We start from the raw sequence: 20,046 nt of genomic DNA, 5'->3' as shown, positions 1-20,046 counted from the left end.
CATTACCTCATACATAATTTGCAAACGAGTTAGTTTCTTTAACTCCATTTTGCAAATTTGTAGCTACAAGCAATTGATATGCAACGAAATTCATAACTGAATACAGTTTCTTACTGCTATTTTTCATTCCTCTGATGTCAAACTTTACAGTCCACTTAATATGATTGTGTACTCGTTCACATTCACCCCTGTGCGAATAATCTTCATCGAATCCATCATCTTTGATATTCTTGTTTCGCAAGTGCATACCTACCTGTTTTTCTCTTCCATTTTCATAGAGGAAATGAAGTTTTTCTTCATATTTCATATGAATAGATCCACCAAGTTTCCACATTTTGTTAACCCAGTGATCAATTCTTTCCATCATTCCCTCGTATTGAACTTTAGAATCCGAAGAGTATGCAATCACTGGTTTTGCATTCAACTTATACCAGATATCTGCATGATTCCTGAATGAATCATAACCTCCATCCAATGCATAAGTGTCAATGTCAACTCCCATTTCTACCAATGCATCAATATGTTTCTTCAATTCAGGAGAATCGTGAGAAGCACCTTTTGTATGAGTCATGTAGATTGGAAGTGGTCCAATCATGGTGATGTGAGCTTTGTCCATCTTACAATTATAATGCGGATTGTAATCTGCATACTTGTCATATCTTGATGCTTCAAGTGGAGTTGAATCTGTTTTCGCATCTCTAATCTTTGTATTTTTGGAGATATTCTTTCCAATTTTGAACATTACTTCATCGAGTCCAGTTTTTCCAAGTCTGTATTTTACAAAATGATGCAGTGTTGCAGGGGATGGAAGATTCATAATGCCGTTATTGTCTTCAAAAGAAAGAAGCTGCGCTTCTTCTTTTGTTAAGGTCGATATTGTTTTCTCAAATGAGAGGTTTCTATAACATTTCACAACGATGAGCTTTATCATTGACGAAACCTTATACCGAAAGTGCCAGTCCTTATCGGCATAATAGCTACTTTCAACATAAGAAGCAATGTCATCGATATCTAAGAAATACAAAAATTGGCATATTGATGCATTATCTGTGTTCAGATAGTTAGCAATTGAATCTCTGGTACAGATTCCGTCCGAAACATCGTAATAATATTTCATGGACTGGCACATTTTCTGCTATATAAATGCAATGCATAAGCTATGCTCAGAGTGGTGCCAGTAGTCTTGAAAAAAGAGTTACGTTTTTAAAGCGAAAAGCTAATTTGATAATCTCAATATTTAAGGATGGCTTTATGTCATTCGAAAAAGTAAATATATTAAGGAGAAGGATATCACTTCTTTTCACAATACTCCTTGACATCAGCAATACATGCTTCGTATAATTTTTCCCTGAGATCCGGTACAGCAGAAAGGGCCCGTGTCCAGTCCGGCATCAGTACGTCAGAAGGATCATGTCTGTAATCATCACCAGCCTTTCTTATCACACGGGCGAACATATCCACATATATTTCTTCCTCATGCCTGTTATAATAAAGCCCATTGCAAAGAGCATCCGCATGATATCTTCGGATAAGGTCCTGACCTAATCGCTTATACCTGACATGTATCCCATGGAGATATGACTCTGAAATGCGGTTATCCGTAGACTCTGTCACAACGCGCATAAATGTCGTGAAAATATCACTCACCATCTTACAAAGACCTTCTGATCTATTTACACCCAGTTCCTGATGTTTGTGGTCATAATAACCCAGATCGATCTGACATATCTTTTTTGTTGTAGCGTTCCTGTAAACCTCTGCAAGAAGACCAACTTCAAGCCCCCAGTCAGCAGGAATGCGTATGTTCATGGCAAGGTCACTGGTCATAGCGAACTCCCCTGCAAGAGTATACCTGAAAGCGAGGAAATATCTCAAAATATCTGCATTAGACTCGGATTGCAGAGTATCGAGCAAAGGACGGACAAAGAGCCGGAAAACACGACCATGCATGGTCATAGAATCCAGATTAATCCTTGCATAGTAGCCTTTATTGAAAAAGAAATTAAGTTCGGTCTCGACAATAGGATAAAGGAGCTTTGCCGGAAGATCCACCGAATAGGTCACAATGTCCGCATCGTGGTAAGCAATGGCATACGATTCAAGAGTTGCTATGCCAGTAGCTATCCAGACATCTTTTCCCTTTCCTTTAAAAGATGTAAGATCGATACCTTTCTTTTTCATATCGAAAATGATCTGCTTTATCCGTGGACCATCGCACCATACAACAATATGGGGAAGTTTAAGGTCTTTAAAATATTCGACCACATGCACGTACTGCTCAGTGGTTTCAGCCGCCAGAGCGATCACAACCTGACTTAGGTAAGTGCATTCATTAAGGTCTGTGATTATCTTTTTGAGAGGCGGGTTCTCAACTTCCTTATAAAGAATAGGAATGATAAGTGAAGCAGGTCTGCTGACCTTTAGCCCCTCTATTCTTTTAACAAGCTGTTCTTTGTCGATACAAAAATCATGAATCGTTGTAATGTATTCTTGATAAAAATCCATTTAACTCCCCGAATAGCGAAAGCACCCATAATTCAAGAGTTAACTCCCATGTAACCCTTTATAAGGATGCCAACCCCCACATTGACGATATTAAGGAATATAATGTTAATGACTAGAGTATCTATATATAGGACATACAATATAAGCTTTTATAATAAAGGGAATTTCAAATGATATTATACAGTATAAGCAGCAGCAACAGAAACTGTATACATAATATTTGCCGGGGGGCGTATTTTGAAACACATCATCTTTACAGATCTTGATGGCACGCTGATAGACCATGACACATACTCATACGATGCTGCAAGACCAGCACTTGATCTCTTAAAAGAGAAAGAGATACCATTAATATTCTGTACAAGCAAGACACGTGCAGAACTTGAAGTATATGTTGATGAACTTGAATGCCACCATCCGTTCATATCAGAGAACGGAGGAGCAATTTTCATACCAAAGGATCATTTCAGTATTGAACTGAAAGATGTACATGAAATTGGTAACTATAAAGTTATAGAATTTGGAACATCTTATACCAGGATCAGGGGAGTGCTTGAAGATATCCGCAAGAAGACCGGTTTTAAGATCACAGGATTTGGTGACCTCGATGCTGAGGGTGTGAGCAAGGACACAGGCCTTGACATCCGATCTGCAAAACTTGCCAAACTGCGAGAATATGATGAAGCGTTCAGGCTTGAAGAAGATGAGAATGCGACTGCAAAGGTCATTGAACTGATACACGCTGCCGGACTGAATTATACAAAAGGGGGACGCTACTGGCATATTATGGGAGACAATGACAAAGGAAAAGCTGTCAGGGCTTTGACTGAGATCTACAGGCAACAGTTCACAGAAGTTGTCACAATAGCACTCGGAGACAGCCTGAACGACCTTCCAATGTTAAAAGCCGTGGATATCCCATTCCTTGTGCAAAAGCCGGATGGTAAATATGATCCATCGATAATACTGACAGAGATAAAGCATGCTGAAGGTATCGGGCCTGTCGGCTGGAACAATGCGATAATGGACCTTATTGGAAAAAACAATAATATTTGATCATACTTGAGAATAAAGGGGGGTAATTAATTGATACGCGTTGAAAATATGATATCAAAGGCCTTTTTGCTGGGCATCATCGGGATGGTTGACAAAGACGGGCTGGAAGAAACAACTGACTGGCTCCAAAAGATAGGTATAAAACTTGCAGAGATAGAAGGACCTGGCTTTGAAGGTGCACGTGAAGATGATGTCAATTATATACCACTCTGCCCGTTCTCCAACATGCTTTTGGATTTCCTCCAGATGTATGGCGAGCGTCCTTCACAGTTCATCGAACTTGTAAATCTCTCCAACCGGAAAATGGAGGAAGCTGAAGATGGATGGAAATATCCGGCACTTACATCCGTTACCGGAATCCTTTATCACAGTTATACCACAAAGCGTGCTGAGCTCGCTGGTGTCGAACTTCTTAATGTAGGCGCAAAATGTCCTCGAACACATAACAATGTGTATAACGAAAAAGCCCTTGAAAGAGCCGGGATGAATAAAGAAGAAGTAGATAAATACCTCGAAAGATCGTATTACGTTTGCAAGATCCAGAATCCTGACAAGGAGTGAAAACATTGAATCTGATCGAAGCAGAAAGACTTTACGAGAACAGCGTGAAGATACTGAAAAACAACCAGCATGAGAAAGGAGGATTCTATGCAAGTCCTCCAGGAACACGTTACCCTTTCATTTACCCCCGGGATCACTCTGTAGATATTCTGGGATGTATTGCAGCAGACATGATGGATGAAGCAAAGAAAGGACTTGAATTTGTACTTAATTCACAAAAGCCTCTTGGAGAATTTTCTCAGAGATATGACGTAGATGGAAATGATGCCAGTTATAAAGACCTTCAGATAGATGGAAATGGTTTGGTCCTTTATTCCATGGGAAAATATTTTGAAGCTACTGGCGGGATGTTCTTTGAAAAACTGGCAGACAAAAAATTTGTTGAAAAACACTGGGACACCATTTCAAAAGCAGTCGAATTCATTCTTATGAACAAGAACGAAGAAGTGGATCTTGTACATACCATAAACAGCATTCACGAATATCCGGCATACGAGCACGGATTCGAGATATACGCGAATTGCGCCTGTTGTGCCGGAATACAAGCTGCAGTGAAAATGGGGGCAGCGTTGGGTAAGGATGTTACTACATGGGAAATGGAAGCTGAAAAGATAAAAGAGGCGATCCTCACCCGAATGTACAGCCCGAGAAGGCGAACGTTCATCAAGTGCATACGTGTAAAAGAAAAGAACAGCAATCCTATCGGTTACGATGCTTTTGCATCTACTGTCATTGATGTAGATGTAGTTGAATACGCTCCTGCTTACTTTGGCATCATTGAACAACAGGACATAAAGAACCGTTATACTGTCAGGAGGATCCATGAAAATCTCTGGGATAAAGAAATAGGCGGATTGAACCGTTACCCTGAGATGTGGGGGAGGAACAATGGTGGATATGGACCATGGTGCCATTTTACCTGCCAACTGGCAAGCCATTACATTGCTATTGATGATCAGGACATGGCAGAAATGTATCTTGGTTGGGTGGTCGATATGGCACACAACTATCTCCTGCCTGAACACATTTCAACCATAGAACGTTTCGAGATGTGGTTAGAGGATTATACCAATGCAAAGATCTTAAGAGATAGTAAACTAACGATGATAGAGAACGTGCGTAACCACCCTAAATGGAAGGATGGTATGGCTTATGTCACCATTCCGCTTATCTGGCCACACGCAGAATATATCAGAGCCTACAAAGACTACATTGAAAAATTCGGATAAGACATTTTAGCAAATGGCATGCTCGCATTAATTTAGTATATGATATGTTGCATGCCACTTTTTTTGTATGAGGTACGAAAGGACTATTTAGCCCGACCTTTCTACAGCCCTCACATTTTCAGATATTTACCATGAGATAAAGTTCACTCCATGACCTCATCTATTGGGGATACAAGACTGAACTTATCCACATCAAAAAGCCCCATGTCAGTAAGCCGTAAAGAAGGTATTACAGGAAGGGCTATGAAAGAATGTGTAATAAACGGAGCAGGAAGAGCACAACCTATCTCTTTTACTGCTTTATGAAGATCAGTGAGTTTTTTTTCAACCTCTTCCGCAGGCAATGTGCTCAACAACCCTGCAAACGGAAGCTCAAGCTGTTCCACAACCTTACCATTACTGACCACACAGATCCCACCATTCATGCTACGTATCGTATTGGCACATAATGCCATGTCCGAATGGTCTACACCCGTAACGACCACATTATGACTGTCATGACCAATGCTCTGTCCGATAGCACCGTTCCTGAGACCCATTCCTTTAATGAAACCTGTACCAATGTTCCCGTTTTTCCCATGCCTTTCAATAACAGCAACTGAAAGCACATCATTTTCAACATCCGGCATTAATATCCCATGTCGATCAGAATGCAGAACAAAGGTCTCATTCTCTGTCACGATAAGGTCAGGAACTACTTTGATGACCCGTACTCTATGATCTTTATCCGCATCGGACATTATCTGTAGGTCTGTGGCAGTAACTGCATCAAATTTCACAGTATTGAAAACTGTGTCCGGATATTCGTACGAAGGAACAAAACTTTCCACCGGTCTGCCAGATGCATAGACCGAATCTATAATGAATTTTTCAAGATCTTCCAATACGATAATGTCAGCTTTTCTTCCCATGGAAAGCGAACCGACAATATGGTCCACACGATAATGTTTCGCAGCATTGATGGTACACATCGAAATAGCATCCAGAGGTGAAAGTCCCAGTTCTATCGCCCTTCTGACGATCACATCCATATAGCCTTTTAACAGGTCAGATGGGTGTTTGTCATCCGTTACAAAGAACACATTTTCAAGGGAAACACCATCCCCGATCAGGCGGGGAAGGAATTTATCAAGGGCTTTTGCAGCCGAACCTTCCCGTATCATAAGTTTCATCCCAAGACGCAGCTTTTCAAGAGCTTCTTCATACTCGATGGATTCGTGGTCAGTTGATATTCCGGCACACATATAACCGAATAGCTGTTCTCTGGAAAGTGCAGGACAGTGGCCATCAACGACCAACCGCTCTTTGAGGGCTGTCCGTATCATTGAAAGCTTTGTCTCATCACAAAAGACAACTCCGGGATAGTCCATCATCTCGCCAAGTCCGACAACGTTCTCATTAGCTATCAGGGATACAATATCATCAACATCGATGGAAGCTCCAGCAGTCTCAAAGGAAGTTGCAGGGACACAGGAAGAGACAGCAACAAAAGCATTTAGCGGAAGAGTAGCTGCTTCATCGAGGACAAGTTCAATACCACCTCTGCCAAGAACATTAGCTATCTCATGAGGATCTATAACGACCGAAGTGGTTCCGTGTGCCAGTGCCGGTACTGCGAACTGACTTAAGGTCACCATACTGGATTCAAAGTGAACATGACCATCCATTAGCCCGGGACAAAGATGCTTGCCGGTCACATCGATCATTTCGGTCTCATCACCTTTAAGGGAAGAAACATCCCCGATGCCAACGATATAGCCCTCCTTTACCGCAATATCCCGATACAACATCTCTTTTGTGTTGACATTGATCAGAAGACCGCCGAAAAAGATAGTATCGGCTTTGACCTTACCGGTAGCTGCAAAGACCTTGTCCCTTATATCCATAAAGAAATTCATGGCTTTGCAAAGTATAAGTATATTGTGGCGAAAATAAAAACAAAAAAAGCATTTTATTTCCAGAACTGCTTGTTCTTGGCATAATTCCTTTCAGCCGCCATGATATCCCTGTAAAAGGTTTCCTCATCCACCCGCATCTTCTCGATGACCCTTGAAGCTGTCTCAGGACCTATACCCCTGCTTGCAAGAGCAATGACAGCAAGTTTTCCACTGGCCATTACAATGTGAGAATTACGATAGACCCTCTGAATACGTTTCACGTCCTCTTTTGCGGTCACCTTATCCTGTTTTTTGACCAGCTTTATCTCATCCTCTTCCCATGGTTTGAGAGCAGCTATCATTTTTGAATCACATACCGGACATATGATCTCATCAGGTACGTTCATCACTTTCCTTCGGGACACCCATTTCTTGCAATTTACACAGAAAAGGATGATCCGGTCATGCATTATCCTGTCCTTTAATGCAAGGACGATGGATCGGTCCGCTTTTTCCGGTGCCACAAGATCACGTTTCATTGCAAATCCCGCACCTCCGATAGGAGTTGGTACAGGACTTGAAAGTATGACCATTTCCTCGGATGCTATCAGTCCCAGTACCTCAGAGGCTTTATCCACATCGAGCATGTTGTGGAATATCTCACGTATGACCTCATCATACATGGCCGTCCCCTTGTAGATCTCGAGGAGCTTCTTCATACTGATACGATCATAATCGATCTCACGACTTAATGCACCGAACTTCCGTGCCACATGAACCATTTTCCATTTCATGACCGAGGTGTTCTTAAGGGTCATCTCGATTATAGGTTCAATATGTTCAGGCTGAAGATCATAGATCATCTCCTGAATATGCAAGGCTTTCATGCGTCTTGGAAGCTGCAATCTGATCCTGTATGGATCGACCTCCTGTCCAACACTGCCCCCAAACCGGGCAGCCAGAAGAGAAGTGATAACCTTTCCAAGCGTCTCGTTGACATTGTGTCCGAAACAGGAATTGATTATTACGGCTTCACCTTCGTCTTCAACTACAATTGTATCATTATCAGGAAGAGGGCAGCCTTTTGAGATGTGTTCACGCACCAGCTCGATGATCGTAAGAGCACTGGGAACATCCACCGGATAGTCTTTCATTAGGTCTTCAACGATCTCAGCATCATCTTTTCCATCATGAATAAGGAACGATATCCTGAATCTGATCCTACCTACTTCCTGTGCAACATCGAACGGAACAGGGATCTCCTCACCGACCCAGCTTGGGATCTCGCCCATGGCCTTTATGGGCTCGACCTTTATCCTGTCCCTGTCGGTGTTCATCTCGATAACACGCCACATTTCGCCTTTAGTTATGAAGACCGCACCGGGAGATGCGAAGTTTACTACAAAGGCCTCATCAAGCACTCCGACAGACCTGCCGGAGACAATGTCGAATATCTCGAACTTCCTTTCATCCGGTATCATGGAAAGGTTGTCATAATAATACTGCCAGCTTTTCTTTCTCCTGCTGATAGTGTTAGAACCTTCCTCACGCCAGACCATGCGATATTCGGTGATCTGTTCGATGACACGTTTTAGCTGCTCAAGAGAAAGATCGCGGAAAGGATATGTGCGATTCAGGATGGAATGGATCTTTTCGATCTCGACATCCCCGAAATCGATCACCATCCCGGATATCTGGTTTGCGACAACATCAAGGGAGCCTGTGTGCGGGATTATATCCTCAACTTCCCCCCGCAGAGCTGCTTTGGCTATGGCCATACTTTCCGCAATATCATCGGTTCCCATTGTGAGGATCGTACCCCGGGATATTTCGTGTATTCTGTGGCCTGCACGCCCCACACGTTGTAACAATCGGGAAACCTGTCTGGGGGAACCATACTGGACAACGTGGTCAACTTTACCGATATCGATACCCAGCTCCATTGATGAAGTACATATGAGTCCCCGAAGGTCACCTGCTTTGAAGGATTCTTCGGCTTCTATACGGGCATCCACTGAGAGAGAGCCGTGATGTACACCAACGGATGCTCCGAGCAATTTGAATCCTGATGCGAGAGCTTCGGCGCTTTGTCGTGTGTTCACGAAGATGAGGGTAGATATATGGGTTTCAACTATCTCCCTGATGGATCGAAGGTGGGATGCAAATTCCGGTTCGCATCCGAGCTTCTTTCCGATCTCGATGTCTTCATCTGTGACTTGCGGATATATAATATTGAACTCAAGAAGGCTTAGCATGGAAACCTGTACGATTGCAACTTCCCGTTTTGCACCTGCAAGAAAATGAGCAACAACATCGGGGTTCCCTACTGTAGCTGACAGGCCGACCCTCTGGAACTCACCGGATATTTCGACAAGACGCTCAAGTCCGACTGAAAGCTGAGCGCCTCGCTTGGAAGAAGCAAGCTCGTGTATCTCGTCAACAACAACATAACTTACACATTCGAGATTTTTCCTCAAACGTGAACCTGTGAACATTGCCTGGAGAGTTTCAGGAGTTGTTATCAGAAGATCCGGCGGATTTTTGGATTGTTTTTGCCGCTGATACGGAGTAGTATCTCCATGACGTACCTGCACATCAAGCCCCAGCTCTTGTCCCCACCACTGGATACGTGTCAGCATGTCCCGGTTGAGTGCACGCAGCGGTGTAATGTAAAGAGCAGACATACCGACACGGTCCTCTTCGCTCTTGCGAAGAATATGATCGAACATCGGCAACACTGCTGATTCGGTCTTTCCTGAGCCTGTTGGGGCTATGAGGAATGTGTGTTCACCTGCAAGGATGTGAGGGAAGGACATTTCCTGAGGCTGCGTAGGTGCTTTGAATCCCTGTTTTTCCAGAGCTGCCTGGATCGCAGGGTGAAATTTGTTGAACATATTGTCAAAGCTCATTTGCCACCTCTGACCGAACGTTTTTTCCTTGACCACTTTTTGCCGGTCCGTGGTTTCGTTTCATCAAGTTTCCTTATATTTTTCAGTATTCCGAGAAATGTCCCATCAAGCATGTATATTTCGGAATCATCAAGCTCGACCGCTCCTGAAGAAAAAATGGGACCGAGGAGGTCATCACGCACAGATTCATTAAATGCCACACCACCACAAAGCTCGTTGAATGCTGGTATTACCAGAACTTCAGGATCAGACCAATTCCCACTTTCCTCATCAAGGAAAGAGTTTTTGAAGTGGTCCACAAATACTTCCTTTTTGAAGTGTGTCTTTAACCAAACCTGTTCGACCACTGAATAACCCATTGCATCAGTAAACCGTACCGTGGGGTGATTATGAGCTACAATTACTTGTTCTGCAGATAAGATCTCGATCGATGGCCACGTGTGGCCATGAAAATATCCCACCCCATCGATGATGGCACCCCTTGGAGAATGTAGCTTTACATCACAACCTTTGGGAAGTAAGAATTCTATCCCTCCATCATGATTACCGGGGAAAATATCAACTGTTGCTCGCTCTGCAAGGGTACTGATGAAATAGGGGATCTCATCCCTCTCCTGCCACGAGACCTGCGGAACGTTGTGCTTGATGTCACCGAGAAGAATTATGTGATCAGGAGATGTCTGCTCAACAAGGCCCATTATGCGTTCAAGGCGTTGCTCTATCTGGCTGGGTATGGAAAAACCACTCTGATAAAGATCCCACTCGATCCCCAGATGGATGTCAGCCAGTACAAGAGATGTGAACTCTCCGGATACTACAAGTGCAGGCTCATCAATAACAGGGTCTATAGAGATCACCATTTTTATTTGTCCCTGGTCAAGGTCCCAACTTGTTCCTGAAGATCATCGATCGTGCTTTGCATCTGATGCATTTCCTCATGCATCTGCACAAGTTTGTCATACATCGGGCTTCTACCGTCTTTGATAGCCTGTTCCTGCGAGAACTTCTGTTTACTAGGAAAGATATAGACATAGGTTAGCCACATGCCGATAAAAGCAACAACTATCATCCCTACAAGGAAGAACGTGTATTCAGGAAATAGTGTCCTGAACAACGTATCGTTCGAACTGTAATACTGGATACGGGTTATCATAAGGAAGTTCAGGAGAGAGAAAAGGAACATGGTCTCACCTACGAGTATGAGGAGACCGCCAAGGCGGGTAGAAGTTGCTTTTTGTTGGGGGATTAAGCGATCGAGCATTGTGTCACCTTTGTGTTGTTCTTGTGGTGTAAAAGAGAAGATTTGATATTAAGATCCAGATAATAATAGTTTGGATTACATTAATAATAACTTTACCCATTACTCTACCCAAGGTAGTATTGCTAAACTGCTCTAAATTATAATGATCACATTCTTCCTTAAATTGTTAACAACTTAAAATAATACAGAATAGGCTCTGTAGAAATCCTTAATATTTGGACAATAATCAAATACAAAAATATTATTGAATGTGTTGCACGATATTGGATTATAATCTCAATTCCAGTTTATGTATGTGGATTTTGATAGGCTTTCTACAGAGCACAAAGTTGCCATACTTAATGGATTAATTCCTATTGCAGAATTCCTACTTAGGAATAGTGACAATTGTAAAAGGTTGAAAATGATATATTAACTTTTGTGATTATATTCAAATCTTGAAATAAAGAAATATTTAGAAAAACTAATAAACTAAAAAATTTGATGGTAATAAATATTCATTCAAAATATTATGAATATTCTATCCGAATATTCAAGATTGCAAAGTCATGTTCCGGGTACAGTTCCAGGCACAGTTATTGACCCGGGAATCACGTCGGAATTCTCCTGAACTCTATCGAAATCATTGTATTCGACCACATGCTCCGAAGAAATATCGAAAACCAGGATGGCAACTTCTGTGTTTAATATTCCAACATTAACAGCATTGCCTTTTGGATCACTGACAATAACATCTTTTAAGATGAACGCTGATCTTCCACTTGCATGTTCATTTGCTGTAATTGTGATAGTGGCAAAGTTTGCTGGTGTTAAGACAGCTGCATTACCCAGAATACAACCGTAGGTATTATCGAGTAAACCCGGTGTTACAGACGCAGCAACAAAAAAAGTACCCATTCCACTTTGTTTGAACAGGTTCCCTTCAGTTACACTGTCGATCTGGAACTTGGAACTATCAAAAAGCAGATCGAACTGCATTCCTGCAATATCAACATCCGGAGAAACGAAGACATCGACATTGAAAGTCTCGCCAGGTGCAACATTTAAAACTTCACCTGATGAAACAGTAAAAGCCATGCCCGGTGAAGAAGTACCAGCACTTCCAGGTTCATTTATCTGTGACGATGGATTCAGAATTACATCTGTAGAAGCTGCAGAAATATTGCTTAAAACTACCACCAATGCGATTATAGCAACTATTGAGAGGACTTTTCTTATGCTAAACATATTTTATCCCTTATTGAAATGTGCTGATAACAGAATTATGATCACCACGGATCAAGATATTTGAAATCCCTAATGTGTTGGTGCCATATAAACATTGTGAGATAAACATGACTGTTATTAACATAATTATAATGAGATTTATCCTTTACCTGCTCGATCTTCAATGATCAGGATCAATATATATTTGACCTACTAAACTAAATTCAAAAAACAGTATAATCTTATGCAGTAATATTTACTTTGAGATTAAAATTAAAAGAAATATGTATGGAAAACAGCCTTCGAATTAGTAGACCATAACGAAAAAAAGAGATGCACTCTCTGCATCTCATTCTACTGTTTCGCCAAAGTGTTGGGCTACCAGAGTAAGATCCTGGATGTTCACTACACCATCCTGATTTACGTCCTGATCTGTACCTGCACCATCAGTTCCAATCTTCTGACTCACCAGAGTAATATCCAGAATATTCACTGCACAATCCCTGTTAATATCCCACCTTGGATGTGATTTTACAGCGATACTAATGGTTTCTGAATCTGTAAGGTAGCTATCACTCACTTCAAAAGCAATGGCATAGGTACCTTCCTGACCCTCTGAAGGTGTCCAGCTGAATGCACCTGATGCAGTATCAAAGCTTGCACCAACAGGCAGACCTGTAGCTGAGTATGTAAGGCTATCACCGTCTGCGTCCGAGGCACTGGTCACAAAGGTCAGTGCGTTTTCCTCATCCACGGTCTTATCACCGATAGAATTCAAGACAGGTGCAGTATCGATAACGACCATTGTATCAGTGACAGTATAAGGAGTTCCTTCTGATCTTGCATTACTGATCACTACATCTGACAAGCTAAATTCTGCAACTCCGGCAGTATTGCCTGCAGTAAAAGCAATTGTTGCCATAGTTCCTTTTGATGATACAGGGGCTGCACCTATGATAGAGCAGTAGATATCTGTAATTACTCCACTGTCGCCTATCGTACCACTATTGAACAGAGTAGATGCACCATTCAGATTAAACAGGTCACCTTCTATTGTACCTTCTGCAGATACCAGTTGTTCATCAAAGAGGAGGTCTAATTGAGCACCTGAGACAGGTTCAGATGGGTCAATAGAGATCCCGATGCTGAAAGGTTGTCCCGGAGAAACGATCTGAGCTGAAGAGGACATAACTACTGGAGTAACTCCAACATCAACAATATTCTGTACAATGATAGTATGTTGGTCTGTAACCTGTTCAACACCATCACTCACAACAACTCCAATTGTATGAGCACCTATGTTCGAACTATCAGTAGTCCACACATAACCAGAGGTTGTACTGACAGTAGCACCATCGACCTTCAGAAGATAAGTGAGTTCATCTCCATCTGCATCAGAAGCGATTACACCAATATTTATAACGTTTCCTTCCTGGAAGACCGTATTGTTAGCAGGTCCGAATGTAGTAATGACAGGTGCGTTATTTACTGAGAGATCATCACTTAGGATAGGAGCACCTTCATTAGAAACCACTTCCCATGATCTAGAGACCTCTCCATTATCATTTGAAGCAGTAAACCTGATATTATAAGTGCCCGGTTCATTCCAATCAACTGTAGTACTCATAACACCATCTGCAATGACAGCATCATTCTTGTACCAGACCATAGAGGTCATGGATTGATCAGCAGTTACACTGAAATCAGTGGAACTGCCAAGCTCCTGAGATCGTGAAGAAGTTCCCGGAAATGCGCCGGTAATGGCTGGCAACACACTTCCTGAGCCGCCATTGATGTCCCACGTTTTAGTTATTATGCCATTCGCATTGGTACCTTCAAATATGATAGTGTGTCCATTCTCATCCGGTACTGTCCATGCATATTCAAGAGAAGTTGATTGCTTTGTTTCACCATCAACGATCCATTTCATTGATGTCATATCCTCATCAGACCATACCTGGAATTTTTTAGTGTTACCAATGTTGAAAGGATTACTTTCACTTGGTGCAAACCCTGTGAGGTGGGGTCCTGCAGATTCATCTGGCATTATTGCCGTTATGGAATAGGTTGGCGTGTTTGGATCTGGACGATACCATGATGAATCTGGAGTGATATTTGGAAGGGTGAGAGTTTGCCCATCTTGAGTAGTGATGGTAGCTGTGTGGGAGAAAGTCTGAGTTCCAGCCGAACTTTTATAATATTCAGGCATAGCAGGAGATTCACTACGATTCTCATTTGGTAATTCAGTATGACCATTCGATGTAGTTAAAAACATGGACTTGTCATTACCAAAACCATTCAAACTCGAATGTGACGAATCTACTGTATTTTCAACTGCAATAGTTGCACCTGCTGCTGGAATATCATTTGAATATGTAACAAATAAATCAGAATAGTAATGTGTAACATGATTTTTATGATAGGTGGTTTGATATTCAGAATTTATCAAATTAATCCTTCTATCCGCAACTACATTTAAGTGATAAAATGATGTATCAATTAAATTACAATTTGTATTTTCAAATCCAAATGAATCATAAATACTTACTTGAGCATCACTATTAAGAGATGCAAAAGTTGCATTAATTAGTGTAAAATTTTGAACAGAGATTCCCATACCATCTCTATCACCTTCCTGATATATATTAGCTAAATAAATATCCGAAACATTTTGCTGAGAGACAATACCCGAATTTTTTGAATAAACATTTGTAATTGTGATATTTTCAGTTGAAGGACTATCTGAAAGACCCGCGGTTAATAGGATATTATTACTAACACTATCATAAACATGTACATTATTTATTATCGTATTTTTGATGTTGTGCAAATCGATACCATTGTGTCCAGAATTAAGTATAGTTAAATCCGACCAATTACCATAATTGTTTCCTGGTGCAAAACTACTCCACCCAGTATCATTTATATAAAAATCAGATCCAGTGTTGTAGGACGAGTCATACCAATATAATCCCCCACCTGAGCCAGGCTTCAAATAACTGCCTATTCTTTCGATTACAAAATCATAGAATAAGCTGTGGCTTGTTCTTGTGAACCTAATGGTTCCAATAGAGTGCACGTCCTTTACTGTAATATTATGAAAAATAAAATTTTCAAGATCATAAGTGTAAAATCCCGAAGTATTATAAAGTGCAATCTCATGAACTGTACTATTGTTACCGTCTGCGATTTCAAGTGAACCCGAAGTAGATTCCATTTCAATATTATTTATATCAGTATCATATACATTGTAAAGTTTTAGTGTAGACACATTCTTAAAAACCGAATTTGAAACATGACCTTTGTCAATATTAATCGATTTTTTTGAAACCGTGTTGTCAGGCATATTAAAATCTTTTAGCCAACCAACAATAGTAACATTTTCAATAATATACCCTTTACCATCACTACCAGTAGAAGTTCCATGCAAATGTACTCCTGTAGACCCACTTACCCTTAATTCAGTCACTTCTGGAGAAGTAATATAGACCGTAGACCTATCAACAAGTAGTGTCTTATTTAAGTACCAAATCCCATTTCCAGCATTTGAAATAAGCTGATCACCATATGTTGGATACAAAGCATCATAAATATCTGTTAAATTAATAGACACTTCGTCTTTGACTAAAATTTGATTATAATCAGAATTATACGAAATCGATGCAGAACCAATATCAATCGTAGCTAATAACAACCCTAATAAAAAGAATAATTTTGTAACCTTTTTCATATAATCATTCCTCCAAAAATGTTTGAACAAATAATTAACCGTTTGACCACACATATAAGATGAATGATTACATAAAACGGATTTTTGAACATATTATGGACACATGGTATTATAATACTATTTATTATTGTATATTTATTAAACATTTTTTAAGCAATCCATGCATGGCCAAATACAAAAGGCTTTCTAAAGATTACTTTTAAAATATATATTTTAATATAAAAACAGATATTTAGAGAGATACAATGATATTTTTGATGCCGGGTAAATTGAGGTGTCGGCTAAGTTAGAGGGATTACTCCCTCTTTCTCGCCTAAGAACTATACGTGAGACTTTCACCTCATATAGCTCAAGCATCTCTTAACCTTTTCAGGCAACAGTTATTCAATAACTGCTTTCGTAATCCTGACTTGTATTCTATTAACATGTGATTCAACTAATTTCCAATCGATGTGATTCCAATTGAGTTGTTGCATGTCTGTAATTTTCTCATCATTTAATTCAGCATGAACACTAAAGGCTCCTGCTTCATTATTTGATGTCTTTGAATATCTTACATTCATAGTTATACCTTCATTCTTACGTTTCGATACCATAAAGTAAGTCTGCATCCTTTAGAATCAGGGCAAATTTAGAACCTTTATACAATTCTTGTGAATACCTTAGAAACCATCTATAAACCGAGAATCATTCGTCCATTTACCATTACGTTGGATAGGCCATAATGGTCTGATTCTATACCCTTTGGTTCAAGCGTGCCAATATATTTTCGCTTGTTCATCGTAACGACTCTTACAATGGTTCAACTTTCGTTTCTTCATGGTATTCGTATCCTAACAGATTGTTTGAATGGATTTCCGAACTTCCCTCTATTGTCCTATGAGCTTCACACATTGACGTCACCATCAATGCATGTCATAGTAGGATTATCCCAAATGGAAGGGATAGCTTTTCTGCAATTCACATTATAGCTTTCTTGTCGCACTACCCACTCAATGTTTAAAAAAAAACCTAAAAACAAATTGAATTATAAATAAGTTTTTAGGTGGTTGATCACTTTTATTACGAAGTTTTTATCATCTGAATCAATCCATCCTGTGCCATAAAGTACACCAATATAGATTAATATTGATACTGCACAAAGAATAAAATTATTAACATATAATTTGAACATTGTGTAAAATAACAGTATTATAAGAACACCAATCAAGGGATAAACACCCTCATTAAACAAACTTTTATGGCAAATGTTTTTGTTGATCCAATATATTCCAAATACCATTACTACAAGTTCAGTAATCATAGTCGAAATTGCTGCTCCATTGTAACTGAAAGATGGAATGAATATGAAATTTAATGCTATATTGAAAAACGCTGCAAAAGCTGTCAACTTTGCCATTACACCCTGGTTTCCACTTGAGATATACGTAAAGCTAAGAAGAATATTTATAAACATAATCGAAGTTGCCCATATCAAAATTTGTAATGCAGATATCGAACCACTATATTCTAATCCATACACTTTTAAAATAATGACATCAGCCAGGAAGGATACTATGATTGCAAGTATCAAACCGGAAGCAAAGAGGTACTTAAAGGATTTGACATATGAATAAACAAATAGATTAAATGATTCTTTGAAATATTTCGACATTAATGGAAACATTGAAGTCATCAATATAGAAGGTACAAATATGAAAGCTTCCGTAAAACGGTAGGCAGCACTGTAAAGTCCCACATCAACATCATTTTTTAAAAAAGATAACATTAATATATCAACTCTAAAATAAATCATAACAAAAACACTAGCCAATGCTATCGGTAATGCTTCATGTAAAATCTGTTTAATTAGTTTGTAATCAAAATTAAATTGTACATTGACGAACCTTTTTGAAAACACAACCATTAATATGTTATGTACAAAATCAGCTGAAATCGAGGCAAATACAAAAAAAAGTAAAGTTGAGTTCTGGAGGACACCATAAAGAACCAGCATTAAGAAAATTATCCTACTCGTCACACTAAAAAGTGCTGAGTACTCCATTCTGAGCTTAATTTCATATATAATTCCAAATGCACTCAGATTGGTAATTAGTAATCCAATCGAAGCTAAGTATAACGCATTTTTTGTAGAAATAGGATAATCCATTAAATTTATTGTGAAAAATGCCAGAAAAATAGCGATTAACGAAAGTACTATTTTTATTGCAGTAGCATTTCCTATTAATATGCCAGCATTTGCCGGTTCCTTTGCAGCTTCACGAACAAGTATATTATGAATACCTAAATCTGGGATGAAAGCAAAAAAGTATACAAATGCAAAAACAAACGAAAATTTTCCAAAATCGTCTGGGCCTAGATAACGCGCTATATAAAGCAAAATAAAAAAACTAATAATTTTAGTCGATAACCTACCTACAAGTAAAAAACTAGTATTCTTTACAATATTTTCAATAGTAGACATTTGAAACCTGGCAATTACAGAAGCGATAAGTACACTTCAATTGTTCTTTTTGCAATATCATCCCATAAATAATCTTGTGATCTTTGTTTTCCAGCATAACTCATTTTTTTCCTTATATTTGAATTATTAAAAATATATATTATTTGTTGTGCTAATTCTTTTGGATCATTAGGTTTCACTAACATCCCATATCTTCCATTATCTAACATTTCAGGAATGCCACCCACACTTGATGCTACAACTGGACTACCAGATGATAAGGCTTCTAACGCGACCATACCAAAACTTTCGTATCTCGAAGGAACAACAACCAAGTCAGTTGAAGCAAACATCTGGATCATTTTAGATTTCGCGATGAAATTTAAAAATGTAATATTTTTTTGTAAATCTAATTTGAAAGTTAATGACTGAAGATACTTATATTGATCACCATCTCCAGCAATATATAAGTGTATATCAGGAATTGATAATTTAATAATAGGTAAAGCTTTGATGAGAACATCAATACCTTTCATTTTAATAAATCGACCAGCACAAAAGATAGATGGATGAGTAATATCGTTAATAACATCTGGATTGGTATATTCTTCATAATTAATACCATTTGGTATGTAAACTGTTTTTTGATTAGGACCAATCAGTTTTTCCACTTCATTTTTCATATATGTAGATACTGCAATCACTTTCCCCACCTTTTTGAGTGCTTTTTTTTCAAAATAAGGTCCAAGAATGAAAAAAGGAGACAACTGACTTCTTTTTGAATGTGCTCCTTTAATTCGAAGAGAAACTAAACCATGAGTAGTGACTACAGTAGGAATAGGCAAGCGGCATATAAATGAATAGGGGGGATAAGTAAAATGCAAGTGAATTAAATCAGGATTAATTTCAACAATCTTTTTTTCTAAAAGCTTAGGAGAGTACCAATATTGAGAAGTTGGAAAGATACAATTTTTTACTAAATGAATAGTATAGCCCTTTTGATGTTTAGTTTCATTTTTATTTCCAAATGAAACAACATGAATTTCTATTGGATACTTATATTTTAAAATAGTATTAATTAAATTATCTAAAACCGTGAAAGCACCACCTGTTAAGGGGTTCCAATCTGCAACATATACTAATTTAATAGGTTTCATACCAACACCACGATAAAATGTAAAGTGTAATTCAAATTATGAATCTAGAAAGTTAATCACAACATAATTGATAGGATATCATGACCAGTAAACTATAGATAATTATTGTTAA

14 protein-coding genes are annotated in these 20,046 nt (G+C 39.3%); 3 read left to right on the top strand and 11 right to left on the bottom strand.

The window, feature by feature from the left end:
* Positions 1–7: 7 nt before the first annotated feature.
* Together MBUR_RS03790 and gpgS are read right to left on the bottom strand one after the other, a co-directional pair.
* On the bottom strand, positions 8–1,129 hold the full coding sequence (locus tag MBUR_RS03790) for an ISNCY-like element ISMbu11 family transposase (RefSeq protein ID WP_048063217.1): 1,122 nt from the start codon (positions 1,127–1,129) through the stop codon (positions 8–10).
* 161 nt (positions 1,130–1,290) lie between these two features.
* Entirely contained in the window at positions 1,291–2,505 is a 1,215-nt protein-coding gene (gene gpgS, locus MBUR_RS03785) for a glucosyl-3-phosphoglycerate synthase (RefSeq protein ID WP_011498860.1), read from the bottom strand.
* A gap of 237 nt (positions 2,506–2,742) precedes the next feature.
* On the opposite strand from gpgS, the gene mpgP reads away from it, so the two are divergent.
* The 3 genes from mpgP to MBUR_RS03770 are packed head-to-tail and all read left to right on the top strand — an operon-like array spanning position 2,743 to position 5,351.
* The gene (gene mpgP / locus MBUR_RS03780; RefSeq protein ID WP_011498859.1) at positions 2,743–3,561 is read left to right on the top strand and encodes a mannosyl-3-phosphoglycerate phosphatase; all 819 of its coding nucleotides are present in this window, start codon (positions 2,743–2,745) and stop codon (positions 3,559–3,561) included.
* A 30-nt stretch (positions 3,562–3,591) separates the two neighbouring features.
* Positions 3,592–4,122, top strand: a complete 531-nt coding sequence (locus tag MBUR_RS03775; RefSeq protein ID WP_011498858.1) for a hypothetical protein — start codon at positions 3,592–3,594, stop codon at positions 4,120–4,122.
* Between the two features lie 5 nt (positions 4,123–4,127).
* The gene (locus MBUR_RS03770) at positions 4,128–5,351 is read left to right on the top strand and encodes a glucoamylase (RefSeq protein WP_011498857.1); all 1,224 of its coding nucleotides are present in this window, start codon (positions 4,128–4,130) and stop codon (positions 5,349–5,351) included.
* A 143-nt stretch (positions 5,352–5,494) separates the two neighbouring features.
* Here the strand turns inward: MBUR_RS03770 and ade are convergent, their stop codons facing one another.
* The 9 genes from ade to MBUR_RS03720 form a co-directional block, all read right to left on the bottom strand.
* Positions 5,495–7,237, bottom strand: coding sequence for an adenine deaminase (ade, locus tag MBUR_RS03765; protein ID WP_052286195.1), 1,743 nt, complete (start codon positions 7,235–7,237; stop codon positions 5,495–5,497).
* Between the two features lie 65 nt (positions 7,238–7,302).
* Positions 7,303–10,137 carry a DEAD/DEAH box helicase gene (locus MBUR_RS03760; RefSeq protein WP_011498855.1) on the bottom strand — a complete coding sequence of 945 codons (2,835 nt, stop codon included), beginning with the start codon at positions 10,135–10,137 and terminating at the stop codon, positions 7,303–7,305.
* Complete coding sequence (locus MBUR_RS03755) at positions 10,134–10,997, bottom strand: metallophosphoesterase (protein WP_011498854.1); 864 nt, start codon at positions 10,995–10,997, stop codon at positions 10,134–10,136. The genes MBUR_RS03760 and MBUR_RS03755 overlap by 4 nt, the downstream gene beginning before the upstream one ends.
* 2 nt (positions 10,998–10,999) lie before the next feature.
* Positions 11,000–11,398: a hypothetical protein gene (locus MBUR_RS03750; RefSeq protein WP_011498853.1), complete on the bottom strand. Its 399-nt coding sequence runs from the start codon at positions 11,396–11,398 to the stop codon at positions 11,000–11,002.
* 546 nt (positions 11,399–11,944) lie between these two features.
* On the bottom strand, positions 11,945–12,625 hold the full coding sequence (locus MBUR_RS03745) for a cohesin domain-containing protein (RefSeq protein ID WP_011498852.1): 681 nt from the start codon (positions 12,623–12,625) through the stop codon (positions 11,945–11,947).
* Between the two features lie 328 nt (positions 12,626–12,953).
* On the bottom strand, positions 12,954–16,217 hold the full coding sequence (locus tag MBUR_RS14315) for a putative Ig domain-containing protein (protein WP_232222017.1): 3,264 nt from the start codon (positions 16,215–16,217) through the stop codon (positions 12,954–12,956).
* A gap of 497 nt (positions 16,218–16,714) precedes the next feature.
* Complete coding sequence (locus tag MBUR_RS03730; RefSeq protein ID WP_048063214.1) at positions 16,715–16,930, bottom strand: hypothetical protein; 216 nt, start codon at positions 16,928–16,930, stop codon at positions 16,715–16,717.
* A 431-nt stretch (positions 16,931–17,361) separates the two neighbouring features.
* Positions 17,362–18,798 carry a flippase gene (locus MBUR_RS03725; RefSeq protein ID WP_011498850.1) on the bottom strand — a complete coding sequence of 479 codons (1,437 nt, stop codon included), beginning with the start codon at positions 18,796–18,798 and terminating at the stop codon, positions 17,362–17,364.
* Positions 18,799–18,812: 14 nt separating this feature from the next.
* Complete coding sequence (locus MBUR_RS03720; RefSeq protein WP_011498849.1) at positions 18,813–19,934, bottom strand: glycosyltransferase family 4 protein; 1,122 nt, start codon at positions 19,932–19,934, stop codon at positions 18,813–18,815.
* Positions 19,935–20,046: the final 112 nt, after the last annotated feature.

Origin of the sequence: Methanococcoides burtonii DSM 6242, assembly GCF_000013725.1 — an archaeon.
Classification (GTDB): domain Archaea; phylum Halobacteriota; class Methanosarcinia; order Methanosarcinales; family Methanosarcinaceae; genus Methanococcoides; species Methanococcoides burtonii.
This window is presented reverse-complemented; position numbering and strand designations above follow the sequence as displayed.

Excerpts from the sequence above, each read along its gene's own strand:
- MBUR_RS03730 (WP_048063214.1), bottom strand. The coding sequence starts at position 16,930 with ATGGTATCGAAACGTAAGAATGAAGGTATAACTATGAATGTAAGATAT.
- MBUR_RS03755 (WP_011498854.1), bottom strand. The coding sequence starts at position 10,997 with ATGGTGATCTCTATAGACCCTGTTATTGATGAGCCTGCACTTGTAGTA.
- ade (WP_052286195.1), bottom strand. The coding sequence starts at position 7,237 with ATGGATATAAGGGACAAGGTCTTTGCAGCTACCGGTAAGGTCAAAGCC.
- MBUR_RS03745 (WP_011498852.1), bottom strand. The coding sequence starts at position 12,625 with ATGTTTAGCATAAGAAAAGTCCTCTCAATAGTTGCTATAATCGCATTG.
- MBUR_RS03720 (WP_011498849.1), bottom strand. The coding sequence starts at position 19,934 with ATGAAACCTATTAAATTAGTATATGTTGCAGATTGGAACCCCTTAACA.
- gpgS (WP_011498860.1), bottom strand. The coding sequence starts at position 2,505 with ATGGATTTTTATCAAGAATACATTACAACGATTCATGATTTTTGTATC.
- MBUR_RS03750 (WP_011498853.1), bottom strand. The coding sequence starts at position 11,398 with ATGCTCGATCGCTTAATCCCCCAACAAAAAGCAACTTCTACCCGCCTT.
- MBUR_RS03725 (WP_011498850.1), bottom strand. The coding sequence starts at position 18,798 with ATGTCTACTATTGAAAATATTGTAAAGAATACTAGTTTTTTACTTGTA.
- MBUR_RS03760 (WP_011498855.1), bottom strand. The coding sequence starts at position 10,137 with ATGAGCTTTGACAATATGTTCAACAAATTTCACCCTGCGATCCAGGCA.
- MBUR_RS03790 (WP_048063217.1), bottom strand. The coding sequence starts at position 1,129 with ATGTGCCAGTCCATGAAATATTATTACGATGTTTCGGACGGAATCTGT.